Annotated in this window: 14 protein-coding genes; 11 read left to right on the top strand and 3 right to left on the bottom strand. The window is 62.1% G+C overall.

Annotation, left to right across the window (positions count from 1 at the left end; translation table 11 throughout):
* Positions 1-79: 79 nt before the first annotated feature.
* Positions 80-3,472 (top strand): DUF3971 domain-containing protein, encoded by a 3,393-nt coding sequence (locus IB279_RS09305; RefSeq protein WP_112770839.1) that lies wholly within the window; start codon positions 80-82, stop codon positions 3,470-3,472.
* Between the two features lie 150 nt (positions 3,473-3,622).
* On the opposite strand, the gene tyrS is transcribed toward IB279_RS09305, so the two are convergent.
* Positions 3,623-4,876: a tyrosine--tRNA ligase gene (tyrS, locus tag IB279_RS09300; RefSeq protein WP_112770838.1), complete on the bottom strand. Its 1,254-nt coding sequence runs from the start codon at positions 4,874-4,876 to the stop codon at positions 3,623-3,625.
* 100 nt (positions 4,877-4,976) lie between these two features.
* On the opposite strand from tyrS, the gene IB279_RS09295 reads away from it, so the two are divergent.
* Positions 4,977-6,098: an anhydro-N-acetylmuramic acid kinase gene (locus IB279_RS09295; RefSeq protein WP_112770837.1), complete on the top strand. Its 1,122-nt coding sequence runs from the start codon at positions 4,977-4,979 to the stop codon at positions 6,096-6,098.
* A 140-nt stretch (positions 6,099-6,238) separates the two neighbouring features.
* Positions 6,239-7,438: a diguanylate cyclase gene (locus IB279_RS09290; RefSeq protein ID WP_060585115.1), complete on the top strand. Its 1,200-nt coding sequence runs from the start codon at positions 6,239-6,241 to the stop codon at positions 7,436-7,438.
* Between the two features lie 11 nt (positions 7,439-7,449).
* Here IB279_RS09290 and IB279_RS09285 read toward each other — a convergent pair whose 3' ends face one another.
* Positions 7,450-8,268, bottom strand: a complete 819-nt coding sequence (locus IB279_RS09285; RefSeq protein WP_112770836.1) for an alpha/beta fold hydrolase — start codon at positions 8,266-8,268, stop codon at positions 7,450-7,452.
* 205 nt (positions 8,269-8,473) lie between these two features.
* Entirely contained in the window at positions 8,474-9,151 is a 678-nt protein-coding gene (locus tag IB279_RS09280) for an alpha/beta hydrolase (RefSeq protein ID WP_034794344.1), read from the bottom strand.
* 224 nt (positions 9,152-9,375) lie between these two features.
* On the opposite strand from IB279_RS09280, the gene IB279_RS09275 reads away from it, so the two are divergent.
* The 8 genes from IB279_RS09275 to IB279_RS09240 all read left to right on the top strand — a co-directional run bounded on the left by IB279_RS09275 (position 9,376) and on the right by IB279_RS09240 (position 18,205).
* Positions 9,376-10,542 carry a cysteine desulfurase family protein gene (locus IB279_RS09275; RefSeq protein ID WP_089044090.1) on the top strand — a complete coding sequence of 389 codons (1,167 nt, stop codon included), beginning with the start codon at positions 9,376-9,378 and terminating at the stop codon, positions 10,540-10,542.
* Between the two features lie 149 nt (positions 10,543-10,691).
* Positions 10,692-12,161, top strand: coding sequence for a Fe-S cluster assembly protein SufB (sufB, locus tag IB279_RS09270; RefSeq protein WP_060585120.1), 1,470 nt, complete (start codon positions 10,692-10,694; stop codon positions 12,159-12,161).
* An 80-nt stretch (positions 12,162-12,241) separates the two neighbouring features.
* Positions 12,242-12,997, top strand: coding sequence for a Fe-S cluster assembly ATPase SufC (gene sufC / locus IB279_RS09265; protein WP_192339175.1), 756 nt, complete (start codon positions 12,242-12,244; stop codon positions 12,995-12,997).
* Between the two features lie 22 nt (positions 12,998-13,019).
* Positions 13,020-14,300 carry a Fe-S cluster assembly protein SufD gene (gene sufD / locus IB279_RS09260; RefSeq protein ID WP_034794325.1) on the top strand — a complete coding sequence of 427 codons (1,281 nt, stop codon included), beginning with the start codon at positions 13,020-13,022 and terminating at the stop codon, positions 14,298-14,300.
* A 129-nt stretch (positions 14,301-14,429) separates the two neighbouring features.
* Positions 14,430-15,671, top strand: a complete 1,242-nt coding sequence (locus IB279_RS09255; RefSeq protein ID WP_034794323.1) for a cysteine desulfurase — start codon at positions 14,430-14,432, stop codon at positions 15,669-15,671.
* A gap of 69 nt (positions 15,672-15,740) precedes the next feature.
* Complete coding sequence (locus IB279_RS09250; RefSeq protein ID WP_034794321.1) at positions 15,741-16,121, top strand: SUF system Fe-S cluster assembly protein; 381 nt, start codon at positions 15,741-15,743, stop codon at positions 16,119-16,121.
* 93 nt (positions 16,122-16,214) lie between these two features.
* The gene (gene sufA / locus IB279_RS09245) at positions 16,215-16,607 is read left to right on the top strand and encodes a Fe-S cluster assembly scaffold SufA (protein ID WP_034794319.1); all 393 of its coding nucleotides are present in this window, start codon (positions 16,215-16,217) and stop codon (positions 16,605-16,607) included.
* Positions 16,608-16,699: 92 nt separating this feature from the next.
* Positions 16,700-18,205: an ATP-binding protein gene (locus IB279_RS09240; protein WP_112770835.1), complete on the top strand. Its 1,506-nt coding sequence runs from the start codon at positions 16,700-16,702 to the stop codon at positions 18,203-18,205.
* Position 18,206 lies beyond the last annotated feature (1 nt).

Raw genomic sequence — 18,206 nt, 5'->3', positions numbered from 1 at the left:
AGCGAGAAGTGGTCGCCCCGAAATGACAGAGACGGAGGGCGACGACGAAGCTCGTATCGTATGGAGGACGCCCGCGCTGATGAGTGAGATCCGCGGCGAAAAAGTCGGCTTTCGCAAGAAAGACATCGTCGCGTTGCATGCGTTGCCTTCGGCGCAGGCGCACGAACCCATGATCGTGCACGCGCCGCGCAAGAACAGAGCCGCGCGCTTCTGTGCCAAGATCGCACTGCTGACATCGCTGCTCGCGCTTTCCATCGCGGCGATCCTCATTGTCGTCATCGAAAGCGGGGTGATGGACAGCACGCTTAACGCGCGCGCCCGCACCGCACTCAATGCAGCGCTCGGCGATGCCTACCGCGTAGAGGTCGGCAGCACTGTGGTGCGCATGACCGCGAGCGGCGCGATTGCGCTCAGAGCCCGCGAAGTGGCGCTCAGCGAAGCGTCCTCAGGCCAGCCGGTCGCCAAGCTCCGCGCGATCTCGATCGCGCTCGACCCGCTGGCGTTGATGACCGGACGCATCGCCGTCTCCAACCTCGAAGCGGAAGGCGGCGATTTCGATTCCGGGTTGCTGCCGCGCGGCGAACCGCTCGATCTCACCAAGATCCGCATTGCCGACGTTGGCGATACGCTGGAGGCAATCTTCTCCCACGTCGACCGCATATCGCAGATGGCGGCCGGCCGCGGCAGCCAGAAGGTCACGCTGTCGGATTTCAGCTTCTCCGTCATCGGCTCCCGCGATCGCGTCGTGCCCGTCGTCGCCAACGCGCTCGAGTTCAACCGTGACGCCGGCGGCTCGATGAGCGTCAAGGGCAGCGTCACCGTCGACGGGGTGGACGTCGATCTCAGCGCCGACGCCCTTGGCGACAAGGGGCACATGACCGGCTTCGAAGCGTCGATCACCAATCTGCCGCTCGCACCGTTCTTCTACCACGGTAAAGTCGGCTCGGAGCCGCCCTTCGGCGTCGTCGCATCGGCCGGGCTGTCGCTGAAGGCGACGCGGGCCGCGGGCAATGCGAAACCGGATCTGCGCGTGACAGTGCGCACGTCCAAGGGCGAGTTCCACGCAGGCAACCTCGTCTCGACGCTCAATGCCTCGCAAATGGACGTCGCCTATGACTTCGAGCGCTCGTCCGTCGAAATTCTGCCGTCGGCCGTCAAGATCGGCCGTTCGACCTTTCCGTTTACCGGGGCGATTATCGACCTCGACAAGATTGCCGGCGCAACGGAGAAGGGGTTTGCCATCGACCTCCTGCTCAAGAACGCAAGCTCCGCCCCGGAAGACGTCGCCGACGCGCCACTGATCTTCGATGCCAAGGCAAATGGCCGGTTTGTGTCGGACAAGCGCCAACTGATCTTCGACCAGCTCGCCGTGTCGACCCCGCTCGGTTCGATGTTCGGATCGCTTTCCGTCGCCTTCGGCAAGACATCACCGCAGATCAGCTTCGCCTCGGTCAGCGATCGCATGGAGGCGACCGCCGTCAAGCAATTGTGGCCGTGGTGGTTGGCCAAAGGCGCGCGGCGCTGGGCCATCGCCAACCTCTTCGGCGGCACGGTCACCAATGCCCGCATCGAAGTATCGGTCGCCGAGGGGCGGATCGCCACCAACGAAGGCGAGCTCAAGCTCAACGAGCAGGAGCTCAATATCAACTTCGATATCGACGACACGCGCATCAACATCACCGGCGAGATACCCCCGCTGCGCGACACCTCCGGCAAGTTCAAGCTGAGCGGCCAGCGCATGACAGCCGAGATCGAGAAGGGGACCGCCTTCTTCCCGTCTGGACGCGCGGTCGCGCTCAACGGCGGCGACTTCATCCTTCCCGACGTCTACACGAAACCACTGATGGCGGAGATGAAGATCGAGGTTGGCGGCGATGCCGATGCGATCGCCGAGCTCGTGAGCTACAAGCCGATTCAGGCGCTGCAAAAGACCCCGCTGCTGCCGGAAGATTTCAGCGGTCCTCTGACCGCCGTCGTGGGCGCCCGTTTCGGCCTGATCTCGGATCAGAAGCCGCCGAAACCGCTCTATCAGGTACAGATGCAGCTCGACAAGGTCACCGTCCAGAAGGCCATGTTCGGGCGCGCCGTAGAGGATCTCGTCGGCACATTTCGGGTCGACAATCAGCAGGCGGTCCTCGATGCGGATGCCCGTATCGAAGGCGCGAAGGTCAAGGTCGCGCTGACGGAACCGGTCGATTCCGGTTCGACCGTCAAGCGTTCGCGCGAGATTTCGGGCTCGCTGGAGCAGGGTGTCTGGCAGAAACTGATACCTGGGCTTTCTCGGATCGTTTCCGGACCGATCACGATCGACGTTGCAATCGACGAGGCGAGCCGGCAGACGGCAGAGATCGACCTCACGAAAGCCCAGCTCTGGCTTCCCTGGATCGGCTGGAGCAAGGGCGTCGGGATTCCGGCCGAGGCGCAGTTCACGTCCTCGATGGACGGCAAGATCGCAACAATCAGCAATTTCGCGGTTGCCGGCGACGGCTTTGGTGCGCGCGGCAAGCTGCAGATCGACGATGGCGGTCTGCTCTCGGCGGATCTCGACAATGTCCGCCTGGCGCAGGGCGACGACTTCAAGGTCTCCATCGACCGCACCAGGGGCGGCTACACGGCGTCGCTCAGCGGCGCTGCAGCCGATATCAGGCCGATCCTGGCGCAATTGAAGACCGGAAGCGACCAGAACCAGGGTGGTGGCGACGACATTGCCATCAAGGCCCAGCTCGATCGCGTCACCGGTTTCAATGGCGAATCGCTCTCGAACGTCAATCTGGTCTACGGCGAGCGCGGACGTCAGATCGAGGACGTGAACCTCTCGGCCGTGACGAGCAGCGGTCAGGCGCTGGTTGCCCGGCTCGCCAAGGCCGGTGCCGACAACACGCTAGAGCTGACCACGGGCGATGCCGGCGCGCTGGCGCGGTTTGCCGACATTTACCAGAACATGCGCGGCGGCCTGCTCAATCTCAAACTGCGTGACCGTGGCGGGCGCTCCTGGCGGGGCAGCGTCGATATCCGAAAGTTCCAGCTGGTCGGCGAGCAGCGCCTGCAATCGATGGTGTCGACACCCACCGGTGCCGACGGCCGAAGCCTGAACCAGGCCGTGCGCCGTGACATCGACGTCAGTTCGGCCCGCTTCGAACGCGGCTTCGCGCAACTGGCGCTCGATCGCGGCGCGATTCGCGTCGAAGGCGGTGTACTGCGCGGCACCGATGTCGGCGCGACCTTCCAGGGAACGGTGCGCGACAACAATGGCATCATGGACATGACTGGCACTTTCATGCCGGCCTATGGGCTGAACCGCATCTTCGGCGAACTGCCGCTGATCGGCGTGCTGCTCGGCAACGGCCGCGACCGCGGCCTGCTCGGCATCACCTTCAAGCTCAACGGCCCGTTCAACCAGCCGAAGCTGACGATCAATCCTTTGTCGATCATCGCGCCGGGCGTCTTCCGCAGCATCTTCGAGTTCCAATGAAGAAGGCCGACGCACTGCATGTCCTTAAATCGTCGCCGATTTAAGGACAAAACATGCAGCACTTCAAAGTTCTACAGCGACCTTTGCGCGTCTTAACAGACGCGCGGCGCTGTCGGGCCGGCCCTTCAAATTCTTGAGTGGCGCTCCGGTTCAGGCCGGGCGCACCAGAATGTGCTTCTTCTTGCCGAGCGACAGCTTGACGACATTGTCGGCGGTCACGTCGCCGGTGCCGATGATCCGACGCTCGTCGCTGACGGCCTCGTCGTTGATCCTGACGGCACCGCCCTGGACATGGCGACGCGCCTCGCCGTTGGAAGCGGCAAGACCGGCGCGTACGATCAGCGTCAGCAGGCCGAGGCCGGCTTCAAGCTCAGCCGTCGGGATCTCGACCGAAGGCAGGTCGGCGGCAAGCGCGCCTTCCTCGAAAGTCTTCCGAGCGGTCTCCGCCGCCTGCTCGGCGGCCGGTCGGCCGTGCAGCATGGCGGTGATCTCGGTTGCCAGGATCTTCTTGACCTCGTTGATCTCAGAGCCGCCAAGCTCGGAGAGCCGATCGATCTCGGCCATAGGCAGGGTCGTGTAGAGCTTCAGGAAGCGGGTGACGTCCGCATCCTCGGTGTTGCGCCAGTACTGCCAGAAGTCATAGGCCGACAGCATGTCCGGGTTCAGCCAGATGGCGCCGTTGACCGACTTGCCCATCTTTGCGCCCGACGAGGTGATCAGAAGCGGCGAGGTCAGGGCATAGAGCTGCTCGGTGCCCATGCGGTGGCCGAGGTCGATGCCGTTGATGATGTTGCCCCACTGGTCCGAGCCGCCCATCTGCAGGCGGCAGCCGGTGCGCTTGTGCAGCTCGACGAAGTCGTAGGCCTGCAGGATCATGTAGTTGAATTCGAGGAAGGACAGCGACTGCTCACGATCAAGCCGCGTCTTGACGCTGTCGAAGGACAGCATGCGGTTGACCGAGAAATGACGGCCGACGTCGCGCAGGAATTCGAGGTAGTTGATGCCGAGCAGCCAGTCGGCGTTGTTGATCATCAACGCGTCCTTGGGGCCTTCGCCATAGCTGAGGTAGTTGGAGAACACCGTCTTGATGCTGGCGATGTTGGCGTCGATCGTCGCCGGCGTCATCAGCTGGCGAGCCTCGTCCTTGAAGGACGGGTCGCCGACCATGCCGGTGCCGCCGCCCATCAGCGAGATCGGCCGGTGGCCGGTCGCCTGCATCCAGTGCAGCATCATGATCTGGATCAGGCCGCCGGCATGCAGGCTCGGCGCCGTCGGGTCGAAGCCGATATAGGCCGTCACGGTTTCCTTCCGGAACAGTTCGTCCAGGCCAGTCTCGTCGGAGATCTGGTGGATGAAGCCACGCTCGCTGAGGGTGTGAAGGAAATCGGACTTGAAACCGGACATGATCTGTCTCTCTTGCGGGGGGAGTTTTTGAACGAACGGGCGTTTAGCACTGTTTTTGCGCATAATCACTTCAAAAGTGATTCTGGAAATATTGACCCGCATGACACAGACAAGAACCGCAATCGGCCTGATGAGTGGCACGAGCATGGACGGCATCGACGTGGCCCTGTTGCGAACCGACGGGGAGACCGTCGTCGAGCGCGGACCATCTGCCAGCTTTCCCTACGACGCGCAATTTCGGGATCGTTTGAAGCAGGGACTGGTCGAAGCGAAGGCGATCACGCAACGCGACCAAAGGCCGGGCGCCCTTGATGCGCTTGAGCGCGATCTGACGCTGCGACACGCAGAAGCGGTCAAGACCTTCCTCAAACAGAACAACCTGTCGGCGGCTGATATCGACGTGCTCGGCTTTCACGGACAGACCGTGCTGCACCGCCCAGACGAGGCCCTGACGGTGCAGATCGGCGACGGCGCGCTCCTTGCCGGAGAAACGGGCATCGATGTCGTCTACGACATGCGCGCCAACGACATGGAACATGGAGGGCAGGGCGCGCCGCTGATCCCCGCCTACCACGCAGCACTGGCGCGAGGCGCGGCCGGCCTTCCAGCACCGGTTGTCTTCGTCAACATCGGCGGCATTTCCAACCTGACCTTCATTGGCGAAGGCGAGACGCTCATTGCCTATGACAGCGGTCCCGGCAACACGCTGATCGACCAGTGGGTCGAAGCGCATGCCGGCATCCCCTTCGACCAGGGCGGCATGATCGCCAGCGAGGGAACGGTGCTGCCGGCGCTTGCCGAACGCTATCTCACCAATGCCTTCTTCACCGCGGCCACGCGCCGCTCGCTGGACCGGAACGATTTTGCACCACCGGCCGGAAGCGATGCCGGCCTTGCCGACGGCGCACGTACGCTTGCCCATGTCACGGCGGCAGCGATCATCAAATCGGCGGGGCACTTGCCACAGCGGCCAGTCACCTATGTCGTCTGCGGCGGCGGCCGGCTCAATCCGGTGATCATGCGTGACCTCGCTTCGCTTGCCGAAGTAGAGGGCGCGACAGTGCTTGCGGCGGAGGCGGTGGGCTTCAACGGCGATTCGATGGAGGCCGAGGCCTGGGCCTACCTCGCCGTGCGTGCCTTGCGAGGCCTGCCGCTTACCTATCCGGGAACGACGGGCGTGCGGCAACCGGTCAGCGGCGGCCGGCGCGCGGCAAGAACTTGAAGTTGATCTCGCGTTTCGCCATAAGTCCGTCATCCCAACGGATTAATCAAATTTTCGCAACAGCGAATTAGGATCTCAGCCGCTGCCACTGGAGGTGGCGAGGAGCGGCTTGGTGCCGCACGAGGGTTTCGGGTTCGTCGATGGGTGGTGCGATTTCTCTGCTGGCCGTGAATTTCATCATCGCGCAGATCTTCACGGCCGCATTTCTCATCATTGCCGCAAAGAGCCGGCAGCGGCGTGCGGCGCTCTGGTGCGCTGCCGGATTTGCCGTCGCCTCGCTTGCAGCCGTCTGCGAAACGATCGTTCCCTTTTCCTCGACCCCGCGGCTCTTTGCCGTCAGCGCCTTTGCCTGCGTGCTCGGCGGCTTCTGTCTTCTGCGTTTTGGCCTCGGCCTTTTCTATCAAGTGCCGGTGCGCGTGCCGTTGCTCGGCGCCTTCTTCGTCGCCGGCGTTTCCCTGGACCTGGCGATCTACGACCTGCCGAGAGGCACCTGGGAGCATGCGATCCCGTACCAGGCGCCCTTTGTCGTGATCCAGGCGTGGACGGCATCGGTCGTCCTTCGCTCCGGCCGTCGCACCTTCTTTGACTGGCTGTTGTTCGGCCTGCTGGCGCTCTCGGCCGCCTACTACCTCGTAAAGATCTATGCCGCGGTCGTCGCAGGCTCGGGCGTAACGGCCCAGGACTATGTTTCCAGCCCGTTTGCGCTCATCTCGCAGGCGCTCGGTGCGATCCTCATCGTCGGCGCCGGCCTTGCCATGCTCGGCGTGATGGTCAAGGAGATTGTCGACGACGCGCAGGCGCGCTCGGAAATCGACCTGCTCTCCGGCCTCTACAATCGCCGTGGCTTCATCGAACGGGTCATGCCGCTCCTGCACGCCCGCACCACCCAGACGCCGGGAACAGTCATTCTCGCCGACCTCGATCGCTTCAAGTTGGTCAACGACACCTATGGCCACCTCACGGGCGACGAAGTCATTCGCCGATTCGCCCGGGTGCTGATGGACGTGATGCCCAACCGCGCCGTCGCCGGCCGTCTCGGCGGCGAAGAGTTCGCGGTGTTTCTGCCCTGCACGGATCTATCCGAAGCGCGCGTCGTCGCCCACGGCATGCGTGCGGCGATCATGTCCCAGCAGATCGGCGGACTTCCGGAAGCAGCAAGGGTGACGGCGAGCTTCGGCGTCACGGCCGTCGGCATCGGCGAGGCGCTCGATCCGGTGATACAGCGCGCCGACGAGGCGCTCTATACAGCCAAGGCCAACGGTCGCAACCGTGTCGAATGTGCCGAAGCACCGACCACGGTCGTCAACCCAAGCGTTCCACACTGGATCGGGCGGTCATAGACGACCGGCGTCTAGGCGATGCATTTCTCTCGGAGAAACCGGAGGATGTCTTCGGTGAACTGGTGCGGGTTCTGCAGTATCGAAAAATGGCTGACCTCAGGCTGGATCAACAGGCCGGCCCCCGGAATGTTGTCGGCGATGAACAGCGTGTCGTCCCGTTTGATGGCTTCCTCATGGTCGCCATCCACCACCCAGACAGGGACCCGGATTTTCTGAAGGTCGTCGGCCGTGATGTTCGGCTGCGAAGTCCACATCGCCATCATCTCGTCGAAGAAGCGCTTAAATCCCCCTGGCGTCGACGACAGCAGGGCGTACTCTTCGCCCGTTCGCGCGATATAGGCGTTGAAGACGACGCTCTTGGTAAAATCGTGTGTTCCGGATGGATTGCTGTTTGCCCCGAAGGAAAAGACACCGGCTATGAGATCGGGATGCCGCATCGCCAGCAGGAGCCCGATAATCGCGCCGTCGCTCCAACCGATGATGACCGCCTTTGGCAACCTCAGGTGAGCCATCAGTGCCATGACATCGCCTGCCATGAGATCATAGCTCATGCTCCCACTACCTCGGGAGCTGCGTCCGTGACCCCGGCTGTCCATCACGATGACCTGACAGGTTTTGGCGAGCTCCGCGACCTGAAGCCCCCAATAGTCGGAATTGCCGAGCCCGCCGTGTAGCAAAATGACGGGAGCACCCGAACCACACACCGCGTGCCAGATCCTGGCGTCCGCGAGCTCGACAACACCCTCACGTCCGCCAGCCGGAAGCTGCGGAGTGGCGGGCAGGGTTAGCCACCTCGGCTCGCATGCCGACACATTCGACACCTGCGACATGGCTCCCTCCCGTGAATGCTGCTCGGCTCTGCCCCACCCAGACAGCCTAGACTTGCACTATACGCCGATCACACGGCGCTGAAACTCATCCTATCGGGTGAGAGTTGTTGCAGCCTTCGGGCGCACGACCATGGGGCGCATTTGTCCATAAAAAACGCCGCGCACCCGAAGGGGTACGCGGCGCTCCTGTACGTGGCCCGGGTTTTCAGCGAATACGCTTGGCGGCCGGCTCCGGTGTCAGTTCGCCGTTGAGGCGACGGTCGAGGTAGTCCTCGCATTCCGTCATCAGGCCTTCGACCTGACCGTTGAAGAAGTGGTTGGCGCCGGGCACCGTCTTGTGGGTGATGAGAATGCCCTTCTGCGCCTTCAGCTTCTCGACGAGGCCGTTGACGTCCTTTTCCGGCGCGACCTTGTCGGAATCACCATTGATGATCAGGCCCGAGGACGGGCAGGGCGCGAGGAACGAGAAGTCGTAGATGTTCGGCTGTGGCGCGACGGCCATGAAGCCTTCGATTTCCGGGCGGCGCATCAGGAGCTGCATACCAATCCAGGCACCGAAGGAATAGCCGGCAACCCAGCAGCTCTTCGAATCCGGATGCAGGCTCTGCACCCAGTCGAGCGCGGATGCCGCATCCGAAAGCTCGCCGGCGCCGTGGTCGAATTCGCCCTGGCTGCGACCGATGCCGCGGAAGTTGAACCGGAGCGTGGTGAAGCCGCGCTTCTGGAACATATAGAAGAGCTGGTAGACGATCTGGTTGTTCATCGTGCCGCCGAACTGCGGGTGCGGGTGCAGGATGATGGCGATCGGCGCGCTCTTCTGCTTCGAAGGCTGATAACGGCCTTCGAGGCGGCCGGCGGGTCCGTTGAAGATGATTTCGGGCATTGGCTCTCCGGGAGTGTTCCTGGTTCGAATCTTGGGTTCAGATCGCGATGAGTCTTGACGAAAGCAGTCAGCTTTTCTAAAACCTAGTTTAGAACCGTTCAAAACTTCTGTGCGGGCATTCCGCCTTGTGCTTCGTCTCATAAGGCAAGCGGCGCGGAAAATTCAAGGAAAATGCATCGCCAGAGGTTGCGGGCCTGTGTCCTGTTGATCTAGCGAAGGAAATCATGTCGAGTTCGCGCATCTATATGGACTGGAACGCCACGGCGCCGCTTCTGCCCGAAGCGCGCGAGGCTTGCCTGTCGGCGCTCGACCTCCTTGGCAACCCTTCTTCCGTTCACGGAGAGGGCCGCGCGTTGCGCACGCTGATCGAAAACGCCCGTCGCGACGTGGCAGCGCTCTGCGGCGCCAAGCCTGGCAGCGTCATCTTTACCAGCGGCGCCACGGAAGCGGCCAACCTGGTGCTTACGCCCGATTTCCGCATGGGCCGCACGCCGCTGAAGATCGGCCGGCTCTATGCCTCGGCGATCGAGCACCCGGCTGTGCGCGAAGGCGGACGCTTTCCGCGCGAAGCCCTCAGCGAAATCCCGGTGATTTCAGACGGCGTCGTCGATCTCCCGGTGCTGAGGGAGCTGTTATCCGCGCATGATCGCCAGCTCGGCTTGCCGATGGTTGCCGTCATGCTGGTCAACAACGAGACGGGCATCATCCAGCCGATCGCCGAGATCACCGAGATCGTTCGCGCCCATGGCGGCATTCTCGTCGTCGACGCGGTGCAGGCCGCCGGCCGCGTGCCGCTTTCGATTGAAGACCTCGGCGCCGATTTCCTGATCGTCTCTTCGCACAAGATCGGCGGCCCGAAGGGCGCCGGCGCGCTGGTGGCGCGCGGCGAGGTTATGATGCCCGCACCGCTGATCCGCGGCGGCGGACAGGAAAAGGGGCACCGTTCCGGGACTGAAAATCCGGTGGCGATTGCCGGCTTTGCAGCGGCCGCCCGGAAGGTCGGCGAAGATGTCGGCCAACGAATGGGCGTGGTCAGCGCGTTGCGCGACATGCTCGAAGGCGAGATGCTGGCCGCGGCAACCGACGTGGTTATTCACGGCCGCGACGTTTCGCGCGTTGGCAACACGATCTTCTTCACGCTTCCTGGCCTCAAGGCCGAGACCGGGCAGATTGCCTTCGATCTCGAAGGTGTGGCGTTGTCGGCGGGTTCCGCCTGCTCCTCGGGCAAGGTCGGGCAGAGCCACGTGCTGACGGCGATGGGTTACGATCCGCGCCAGGGCGCACTTCGGATCTCGATCGGCGAAAGCACGACGCAGGCTGATATCGACCGTTGCGCCGCGGTCTTTGCAAAGGTAGCAGCAAGAAGACGAGCGCCCGGGCAAGCAGCCTGAGCGGAACGACCGGACGAAATTGCGGAAAAGCAATTTTCCGCTTGGCAAACAGGGTGAAAAGCGCCTTTTAGCCATTACATAAGCGGTGTGCCAAGCGCATCGTGTTGACAAGCTGCCGGACCTTGGATCCGGCAAGATTGGAGAACGACATGCCTGCCGTGCAGGAGACCATTGATCAGGTCCGTCAGATCGACGTTGACCAGTACAAATACGGTTTTGAGACGACCATCGAAGTCGAGAAGGCCCCGAAGGGTCTCTCGGAAGACATCATTCGCTTCATCTCCGAGAAGAAAAACGAGCCGGAATGGATGCTGGAATGGCGTCTTGAGGCCTATCGCCGCTGGCTGACGCTCGACGAGCCGACCTGGGCGCGCGTCAGCTATCCGAAGATCGACTTCAACGAGATCTACTATTACGCCGCTCCCAAGGGCGTGACGGGCCCGAAGTCGCTCGACGAAGTCGATCCCGAAATCCTCAAGGTCTACGAGAAGCTCGGCATTCCGCTGAAGGAACAGGAGATCCTCGCCGGCGTACAGAAGTCGAAGATCGCCGTCGACGCCGTCTTCGACAGCGTCTCGGTCGTCACCACCTTCAAGGAAGAGCTGAAGAAGGCCGGCGTGATCTTCATGTCGATCTCCGAGGCGATCCGCGAGCACCCTGATCTCGTCAAGAAGTATCTCGGCTCCGTCGTCCCGACGACCGACAACTACTATGCGACGCTGAACTCAGCGGTCTTTACCGATGGCTCCTTCGTCTACGTGCCGAAGGGCGTTCGTTGCCCGATGGAACTGTCCACCTACTTCCGTATCAACGAGAAGAACACCGGCCAGTTCGAGCGCACGCTGATCATCTGCGAAGAGGGCGCCTACGTGTCCTATCTCGAAGGCTGCACCGCACCGCAGCGCGACGAGAACCAGCTTCATGCCGCCGTCGTCGAACTCGTTGCGCTCGATGACGCAGAGATCAAGTACTCGACGGTCCAGAACTGGTATCCGGGCGACAAGGAAGGCAAGGGCGGCATCTACAACTTTGTCACCAAGCGTGGCGATTGCCGTGGCAAGAACTCCAAGATCTCCTGGACGCAGGTCGAAACCGGTTCGGCGATCACCTGGAAGTATCCGTCCTGCATCCTGCGCGGCGACGGTTCGCGCGGCGAGTTCTACTCGATCGCGGTGTCCAACGGTCACCAGCAGATCGACAGTGGCACCAAGATGATCCACCTCGGCAAGAACACGTCGAGCCGCATCGTCTCCAAGGGTATTGCTGCCGGCGTCTCGGAAAACACCTATCGCGGCCAGGTTTCGGCCCACCGCAAGGCCGAGAATGCCCGCAACTTCACCCAGTGCGATTCGCTGCTGATCGGCGACAAGTGCGGCGCGCATACCGTTCCTTACATCGAGGCGAAGAACTCGACGGCACAGTTCGAGCACGAAGCCACGACGTCGAAGATTTCCGAGGACCAGCTGTTCTACTGCCTGCAGCGCGGCATCCCGACCGAAGCGGCGATCGCGCTGATCGTCAACGGCTTCGTCAAGGAAGTCATCCAGGAACTGCCGATGGAATTCGCCGTCGAAGCGCAGAAGCTGATCGGCATCTCGCTTGAAGGCTCGGTGGGCTAAGGCCCTGGACTGAAAATTGAATGGCGCGCACCGAGAGTTTGCGCGCGAACGAACGTTCGTTTCCCAAGAGGACGATAGAAATGCTTGAAATCAAGAACCTGCACGCCCGCATCGCCGAAGACGGCACCGAGATCATCTGTGGCCTGAACCTGACCGTGAAGGCCGGCGAAGTTGCCGCCATCATGGGCCCGAACGGCTCCGGCAAGTCGACGCTCTCCTACATCCTGTCGGGCCGCGAAGATTACGAAGTCACCGAAGGCGACATCCTCTACAACGGCGAAAGCATCCTGGAACTCGACGCGTCCGAGCGTGCGGCCAAGGGCATCTTCCTTGCCTTCCAGTACCCGGTCGAAATCCCGGGCGTTGCCACCATGCAGTTCCTGAAGGTGGCGATGAACGAACAGCGCAAGTATCGCGGTGAAGACGAGCTGACGACGCCGGAATTCATGCGCCGCGTCAAGGAAGCCGCTGCCGAGCTGAAGATCGCACCGGAAATGCTGCGTCGCCCGCTCAACGTCGGCTTCTCCGGCGGTGAGAAGAAGCGCGCCGAAATCCTGCAGATGTCGCTGCTCCAGCCGAAGCTTTGCGTGCTCGACGAAACCGACTCCGGCCTCGACATCGATGCGCTGAAGATCGTCGCCGACGGCGTCAACGCCCTGCGTTCGCCGGATCGCGCCGTCGTCGTCATCACCCACTACCAGCGCCTGCTCGACTACATCGTGCCCGACACGGTGCACGTCCTCTACAAGGGCCAGGTGATCAAGTCGGGCGACAAGACGCTGGCGCACGAACTCGAAGCCAACGGCTACGCGGATATCATCGAGGCCGCAGCTTAGAGCCTGTTGAAGGAGTGTTCGAATGAATATGCAACAGGCAATCAAGATGACGGCGGCCGAGACGGCGCTCGTCGACGCCTATACCGCGCAGATCGGCGATCTGCCGGGTGACGGTTCGGTGCTTTCGGTTCGCGACACGCTGGTGCACGAACTGAGGACTGCGGGTCTGCCGACCCGCCGTGTCGAATCCTGGCACTACACCGACCTGCGCACGCTGCTGCGCGCGGTGCCGGCTACCGATCCGACGGCTTTTGCCGATCGCGTCGACGCGCTGGTTCCGGGCTCGACGGTGTTTTCGGTCCGAAACGGCCAGGCCGAGGTCAAGGGCAACCTTCCCGAGGGCGTGACGGTCCGTTCCTATGTCGACAGCCTGCTCGACGGTTCGGCCACGGCTGGCCTCGCTGTGCTCGGCTTTGACGACGCGATCGGCCGCATCAACGGCGGTCTCGTGCGCGGCGGTCTCGAAATCGCCGTCGGCGATGATGCAACGGTCGAAAATCCGCTGGAAATTCAGCTGGTACAGAGTGTCGGCCAGGCGCATACGCGCTTCCCGGTGACGTTCGGCGCCAACGCCAAGGCAACCGTGATCGAGCGGCATCTGTCGACCAAAGACGGCGAGAGCTTCGTCTCCTCCGTTAGCGACATTACGCTCGCCGACGGTGCCGATGTCATCTGGATCATCCTGCAGCAGCAGGGCGCTGCCGATACCCATCTCGGCCAGATCCGCTTCGACCTCGGCAAGAATGCCAAGCTGCATCTCTTCGTGATCAACGCCGGCGGCAAGCTGGTGCGCCAGGAGATCCATGGCAAGACGAGCGGCGAGGGTGCGGATTTCAAACTGCGCGGCATCAACCTGCTCGGCGGCGAGAGCCACACGGACGTGACCTTCACGCTCGGCCACAACGTACCGCACACCACGTCGACGGAGATCATCCGCAACGTCGTGTTCGATCGTGCCAAGGGCGTGTTCCAGGGCAAGATCCTGGTTGCCAAGGACGCGCAGAAGACCGACGCGAAGATGGCATGCAACACGCTGCTTCTGTCCGACGACGCCGATCTCTCGGCGAAGCCTGAGCTGGAGATCTTCGCCGACGACGTGCAGTGCGGCCACGGTGCGACGGTTGCCGATATCGACCACACGCAGCTCTTCTACCTGATGGCGCGCGGTGTTCCGGAAAACAAGGCTCGGGCCATGCTCGTGAATGCCTTTGTTGCCGAGATCGTCGAAGAGCTGGAAGATGACGAGGCGCTGGTCGAGGCGCTGGAAGAGGTCATCTCGACCTGGCTCGACAAGCACGCCTGACGGGCTGTCTGCGTAATTCCTTAAATCGGCGTCGATTTGGGGTAAAATTGCGCAGGACTTCAACATGTTGCAGTGCGCTTAGCGCGTCCTCAGGGACGCGCGGCGACGTGGCGAAATTGGATTGAAGACATGGAACACTCTGTACCGGTGCCCGCCTACGACGTCGAAACGATCCGCAAGGATTTTCCGATCCTGTCGAAAACCGTCTACGGCAAGCCGCTCGTCTATCTCGACAACGGCGCATCGGCACAGAAGCCACAGGTCGTGATCGATGCGATCTCCCATGCCTATTCCAACGAATACGCCAACGTCCATCGCGGCCTGCATTTCCTGTCGAATGCCGCGACGGAAGCCTATGAGGCGGCACGCGAAAAGGTGCGCCGCTTCCTCAATGCCCCGTCGGTCGACAACGTCATCTTCACCAAGTCCTCGACCGAGGCGATCAACACGGTCGCCTATGGCTACGGCATGCCGAAGCTCGGCGAGGGCGACGAGATCGTGCTGTCGATCATGGAGCACCACTCCAACATCGTTCCCTGGCATTTCATCCGCGAACGCCAGGGCGCCAAGCTCGTCTGGATCCCCGTCGATGACGACGGCGCGTTGCACGTCGAAGATTTCGTCAAGTGCCTGACGGACAAGACCAAGCTCATCGCCATCACTCATATGTCGAATGCGCTCGGAACCGTTGTTCCGGTCAAGGAAATCTGCCGCATCGCCCGCGAGCGCGGGATTCCGGTTCTGGTCGATGGCAGCCAGGGCGCCGTGCACATGCCGGTCGATGTCCAGGACATCGACTGCGACTGGTACGTGATGACCGGCCACAAGCTCTACGGCCCCTCCGGTGTCGGTGTGCTCTACGGCAAGACGGACCGGCTGAAGGAGATGCGACCGTTCCTCGGCGGCGGTGAGATGATCGAGGTGGTGACCGAGGATTATGTTACCTACAACGATCCGCCGCACCGGTTCGAGGCCGGCACGCCCCCGATCGTGCAGGCAATCGGCCTTGGCTATGCGCTCGATTACATGGACAAGCTTGGTCGTGCAGCGATCCAGGCGCATGAAGCCGATCTGACGGCCTATGCGCGCGAGCGCCTCTCGTCGGTCAATTCGCTGCGGGTCTTCGGCAACACGCCCGACAAGGGCAGCATTTTCGCCTTCGAGCTTGCCGGCATTCATTCGCATGATGTGTCGATGGTGATCGACCGTGCCGGTGTCGCTGTTCGCGCCGGTACCCATTGCGCCCAGCCGCTCTTGAAACGTTTCGGCGTGACCTCCACATGTCGTGCATCCTTCGGGCTCTACAACACACGGGCCGAGGTCGATGCGCTGGTCGACGCGCTGGAGCATGCACGAAAGTTCTTCGCCTAAGAAGTTTGTAAAAGGTTCAGGGACTTATCCCAATCTGCTGAACCACTAGAGAAAGTCCAGGAGGCCGACATGAGCCTTGATGCAACGGAAGAAAAGGTCGACGTCCGCGAGGGCATCGTGCATTCGGCGATCCCAACCGAAGAGATTGCGCGCCTCAGCGACGACATCATCGCGGCGCTGAAGACCGTCTACGACCCGGAAATCCCGGCCGACATCTTCGAACTCGGTCTCATCTACAAGATCGACATCGAAGACGACCGCATGGTCAAGATCGACATGACGCTGACAGCACCCGGCTGCCCGGTGGCGGGCGAGATGCCGGGCTGGGTCGAGAACGCCGTCGGCGCCGTCGAGGGCGTCTCGGGTGTGGAAGTCAAAATGACCTTCGATCCGCCGTGGACGCCGGACCGCATGTCCGAGGAAGCACAGGTCGCCGTCGGGTGGTACTGAGCCTCGCGTATTGATCCGTTAAGGCACGGATACTACATTTGATTCTGTAAGGCGCCGGGCCTTTACCCCGGTGACGACAAGGAGAATGAGCCCATGGGCTTTGCCGTGATGAGCCTGACCGATGCCGCTGCCGGCCGCGTGCGCGCGATCGTCGAGAATTCCGGCGCCGATGCCAAGGGCATTCGCGTCGGCATCAAGAAGGGTGGCTGCGCCGGCATGGAATATGCCGTCGATCTCGTGACCGAGCCGAACCCCAAGGACGACCTGATCGAGCATCAGGGCGCCAAGGTCTGGATTGCGCCGGAAGCCGTGCTCTATCTGCTCGGCACGCAGATGGATTTCGAAGTGACAACGCTGCGCTCCGGATTCACCTTCCACAATCCCAACCAGACATCCGCCTGCGGATGTGGCGAATCGGTCGAGCTGAAGCCGGCCGATCTGGCCGCACTTGCGGCACAGGGTGACGCCGTAGTGCGCGCCAACTGAGTTTTACCATTCCTTCAATTGAATAGGTCGGCCCGGTTTTCGCCGGGCCTTTTTTCTGCTGAGATACACATCTATGGAATAGGGAGAGGGACATGGCGGCGTTGAACGAAGATCTCGTCTTCAAGGCGCTCTACGAAACGTTTCCCGATCCCGTGATCATCATCGACGCCGAGCGTATCATCCGTTCCGCGAACAATGCAGCACTTCGCCAGTTCGGTTATCCGTCCGCGGAGTTCATCGACAGATCCGTGCGCCTGATCTACGCGACCGATGCGGAATATGCCAAGCGCCTGCAGAACCGGGCGGCGCGCGTGGACGAAACCGCCCCCCGGACTTCGAACTATCTTTATATCAGGCGTGACGGATCGACATTTTCCGGGCATCTGCGCACCACGCCCCTGATCAACGACCAAGGCGAGGAACTGGCGCTTATCGGTATCATCAGAGACGTTTCGGACCTGACCGAAGCGGTGAGCGAACGGCAGAAGGCTTCCGAGATGCTGAATGCAGCCCTCGAAGCAATGCCTGAAGGCTTTGCCATCTTCGACAGGGAGGAACGGCTGGTCGTCTATAACAGGGCCTATCAGGCGATCTGCGGGCCTGCCGGTCCGGCACTCAAGCCCGGCATCACCGCCGAGGAAATCCTGCTCTTGGCGCGCCAGGGCGGTCACTACCCGGACGCCTTGCCGGGGACGCGCGAAGGCAACGAATGGATCGCCTCCCGTCTGCGCGATTTCCGCTATCCGGACGGAAAGCCGAAGATCCACCGCTATGCCGACGACCGCTGGCTGAGGGTGGAGAACATCAAGGCCAAGGATGGCAACACGGTCGTCGCGCGTGTCGATGTCACGGATCTGAAGCGCGCCGAGCTCGCGCTCGAGCGGCAACGGCAGGAACTGGAACACAAGAACGAGGCGCTCGATCAGTTCACCGCCACCGTTTCCCACGATCTCAAGGCGCCGCTTCGGCACATCTCGATGTTCTCCGAGATGATCGAAGACGACCTCAAGGCAGGCAATCAGTCCGAACTTGCGGAAAATGCCCGGCACCTGCGCGACAGCGTCCGCCGCATGAACCGCGTGGTCGACAGCCTGCTCGACTATGCGCAGATCGCGCATCGCATCACCGACTGGACCCAGGTGCGGCTGAGCGACGTCGTCTCGGAGACGCTGACGATTCTCGCCGGTGACGCAAACGACGCAAACGCAACCTTCGAGGTAGGCCCACTGCCGGAACTGGAAGGGGATCCCGAGCTGCTGCGCCGCCTGGTCCAGAACCTCGTCGGCAATGCAATCAAGTACCGGCACGCCGACCGCCCCCCGGTCATCCGCATCCACGGCAGCGTTTTGCACCAAACGGTGGAACTGGTCGTCGAGGACAACGGCATCGGCATCGATCCGCGGTTTGCGACGCGCATCTTCGAAGTGTTCCAGCGGCTGCACAAGGATGAGACGGTCTATGGCGGCACGGGAATCGGCTTGTCGCTCGCCAAACGCATCGCCGAAAGCCATGGCGGTTCGATCTGCCTTGACACGAGCTTCCGAGAAGGCGCACGTTTCATCGTGTTGCTTCCGAGGTGGCTGAGGAAGGCGAAGTAGG

This window comes from Ensifer sp. ENS06 (genome assembly GCF_014852205.1).
GTDB classification, from domain to species: Bacteria; Pseudomonadota; Alphaproteobacteria; order Rhizobiales; family Rhizobiaceae; genus Ensifer; species Ensifer adhaerens.
Note: the sequence above shows the minus strand (reverse complement) of the source record. Positions and strands in the feature narration are given on the sequence as shown.

What these genes read in the sequence shown, in the direction of transcription:
- IB279_RS09240 (WP_112770835.1), top strand. Translation starts at nt 16,700, where the DNA reads ATGGCGGCGTTGAACGAAGATCTCGTCTTCAAGGCGCTCTACGAAACG.
- IB279_RS09275 (WP_089044090.1), top strand. Translation starts at nt 9,376, where the DNA reads ATGTCGAGTTCGCGCATCTATATGGACTGGAACGCCACGGCGCCGCTT.
- IB279_RS09305 (WP_112770839.1), top strand. Translation starts at nt 80, where the DNA reads ATGAGTGAGATCCGCGGCGAAAAAGTCGGCTTTCGCAAGAAAGACATC.
- IB279_RS09280 (WP_034794344.1), bottom strand. Translation starts at nt 9,151, where the DNA reads ATGCCCGAAATCATCTTCAACGGACCCGCCGGCCGCCTCGAAGGCCGT.
- IB279_RS09250 (WP_034794321.1), top strand. Translation starts at nt 15,741, where the DNA reads ATGAGCCTTGATGCAACGGAAGAAAAGGTCGACGTCCGCGAGGGCATC.
- sufD (WP_034794325.1), top strand. Translation starts at nt 13,020, where the DNA reads ATGAATATGCAACAGGCAATCAAGATGACGGCGGCCGAGACGGCGCTC.
- IB279_RS09290 (WP_060585115.1), top strand. Translation starts at nt 6,239, where the DNA reads ATGGGTGGTGCGATTTCTCTGCTGGCCGTGAATTTCATCATCGCGCAG.
- IB279_RS09295 (WP_112770837.1), top strand. Translation starts at nt 4,977, where the DNA reads ATGACACAGACAAGAACCGCAATCGGCCTGATGAGTGGCACGAGCATG.
- sufA (WP_034794319.1), top strand. Translation starts at nt 16,215, where the DNA reads ATGGGCTTTGCCGTGATGAGCCTGACCGATGCCGCTGCCGGCCGCGTG.
- IB279_RS09285 (WP_112770836.1), bottom strand. Translation starts at nt 8,268, where the DNA reads ATGTCGCAGGTGTCGAATGTGTCGGCATGCGAGCCGAGGTGGCTAACC.
- IB279_RS09255 (WP_034794323.1), top strand. Translation starts at nt 14,430, where the DNA reads ATGGAACACTCTGTACCGGTGCCCGCCTACGACGTCGAAACGATCCGC.
- sufB (WP_060585120.1), top strand. Translation starts at nt 10,692, where the DNA reads ATGCCTGCCGTGCAGGAGACCATTGATCAGGTCCGTCAGATCGACGTT.
- sufC (WP_192339175.1), top strand. Translation starts at nt 12,242, where the DNA reads ATGCTTGAAATCAAGAACCTGCACGCCCGCATCGCCGAAGACGGCACC.
- tyrS (WP_112770838.1), bottom strand. Translation starts at nt 4,876, where the DNA reads ATGTCCGGTTTCAAGTCCGATTTCCTTCACACCCTCAGCGAGCGTGGC.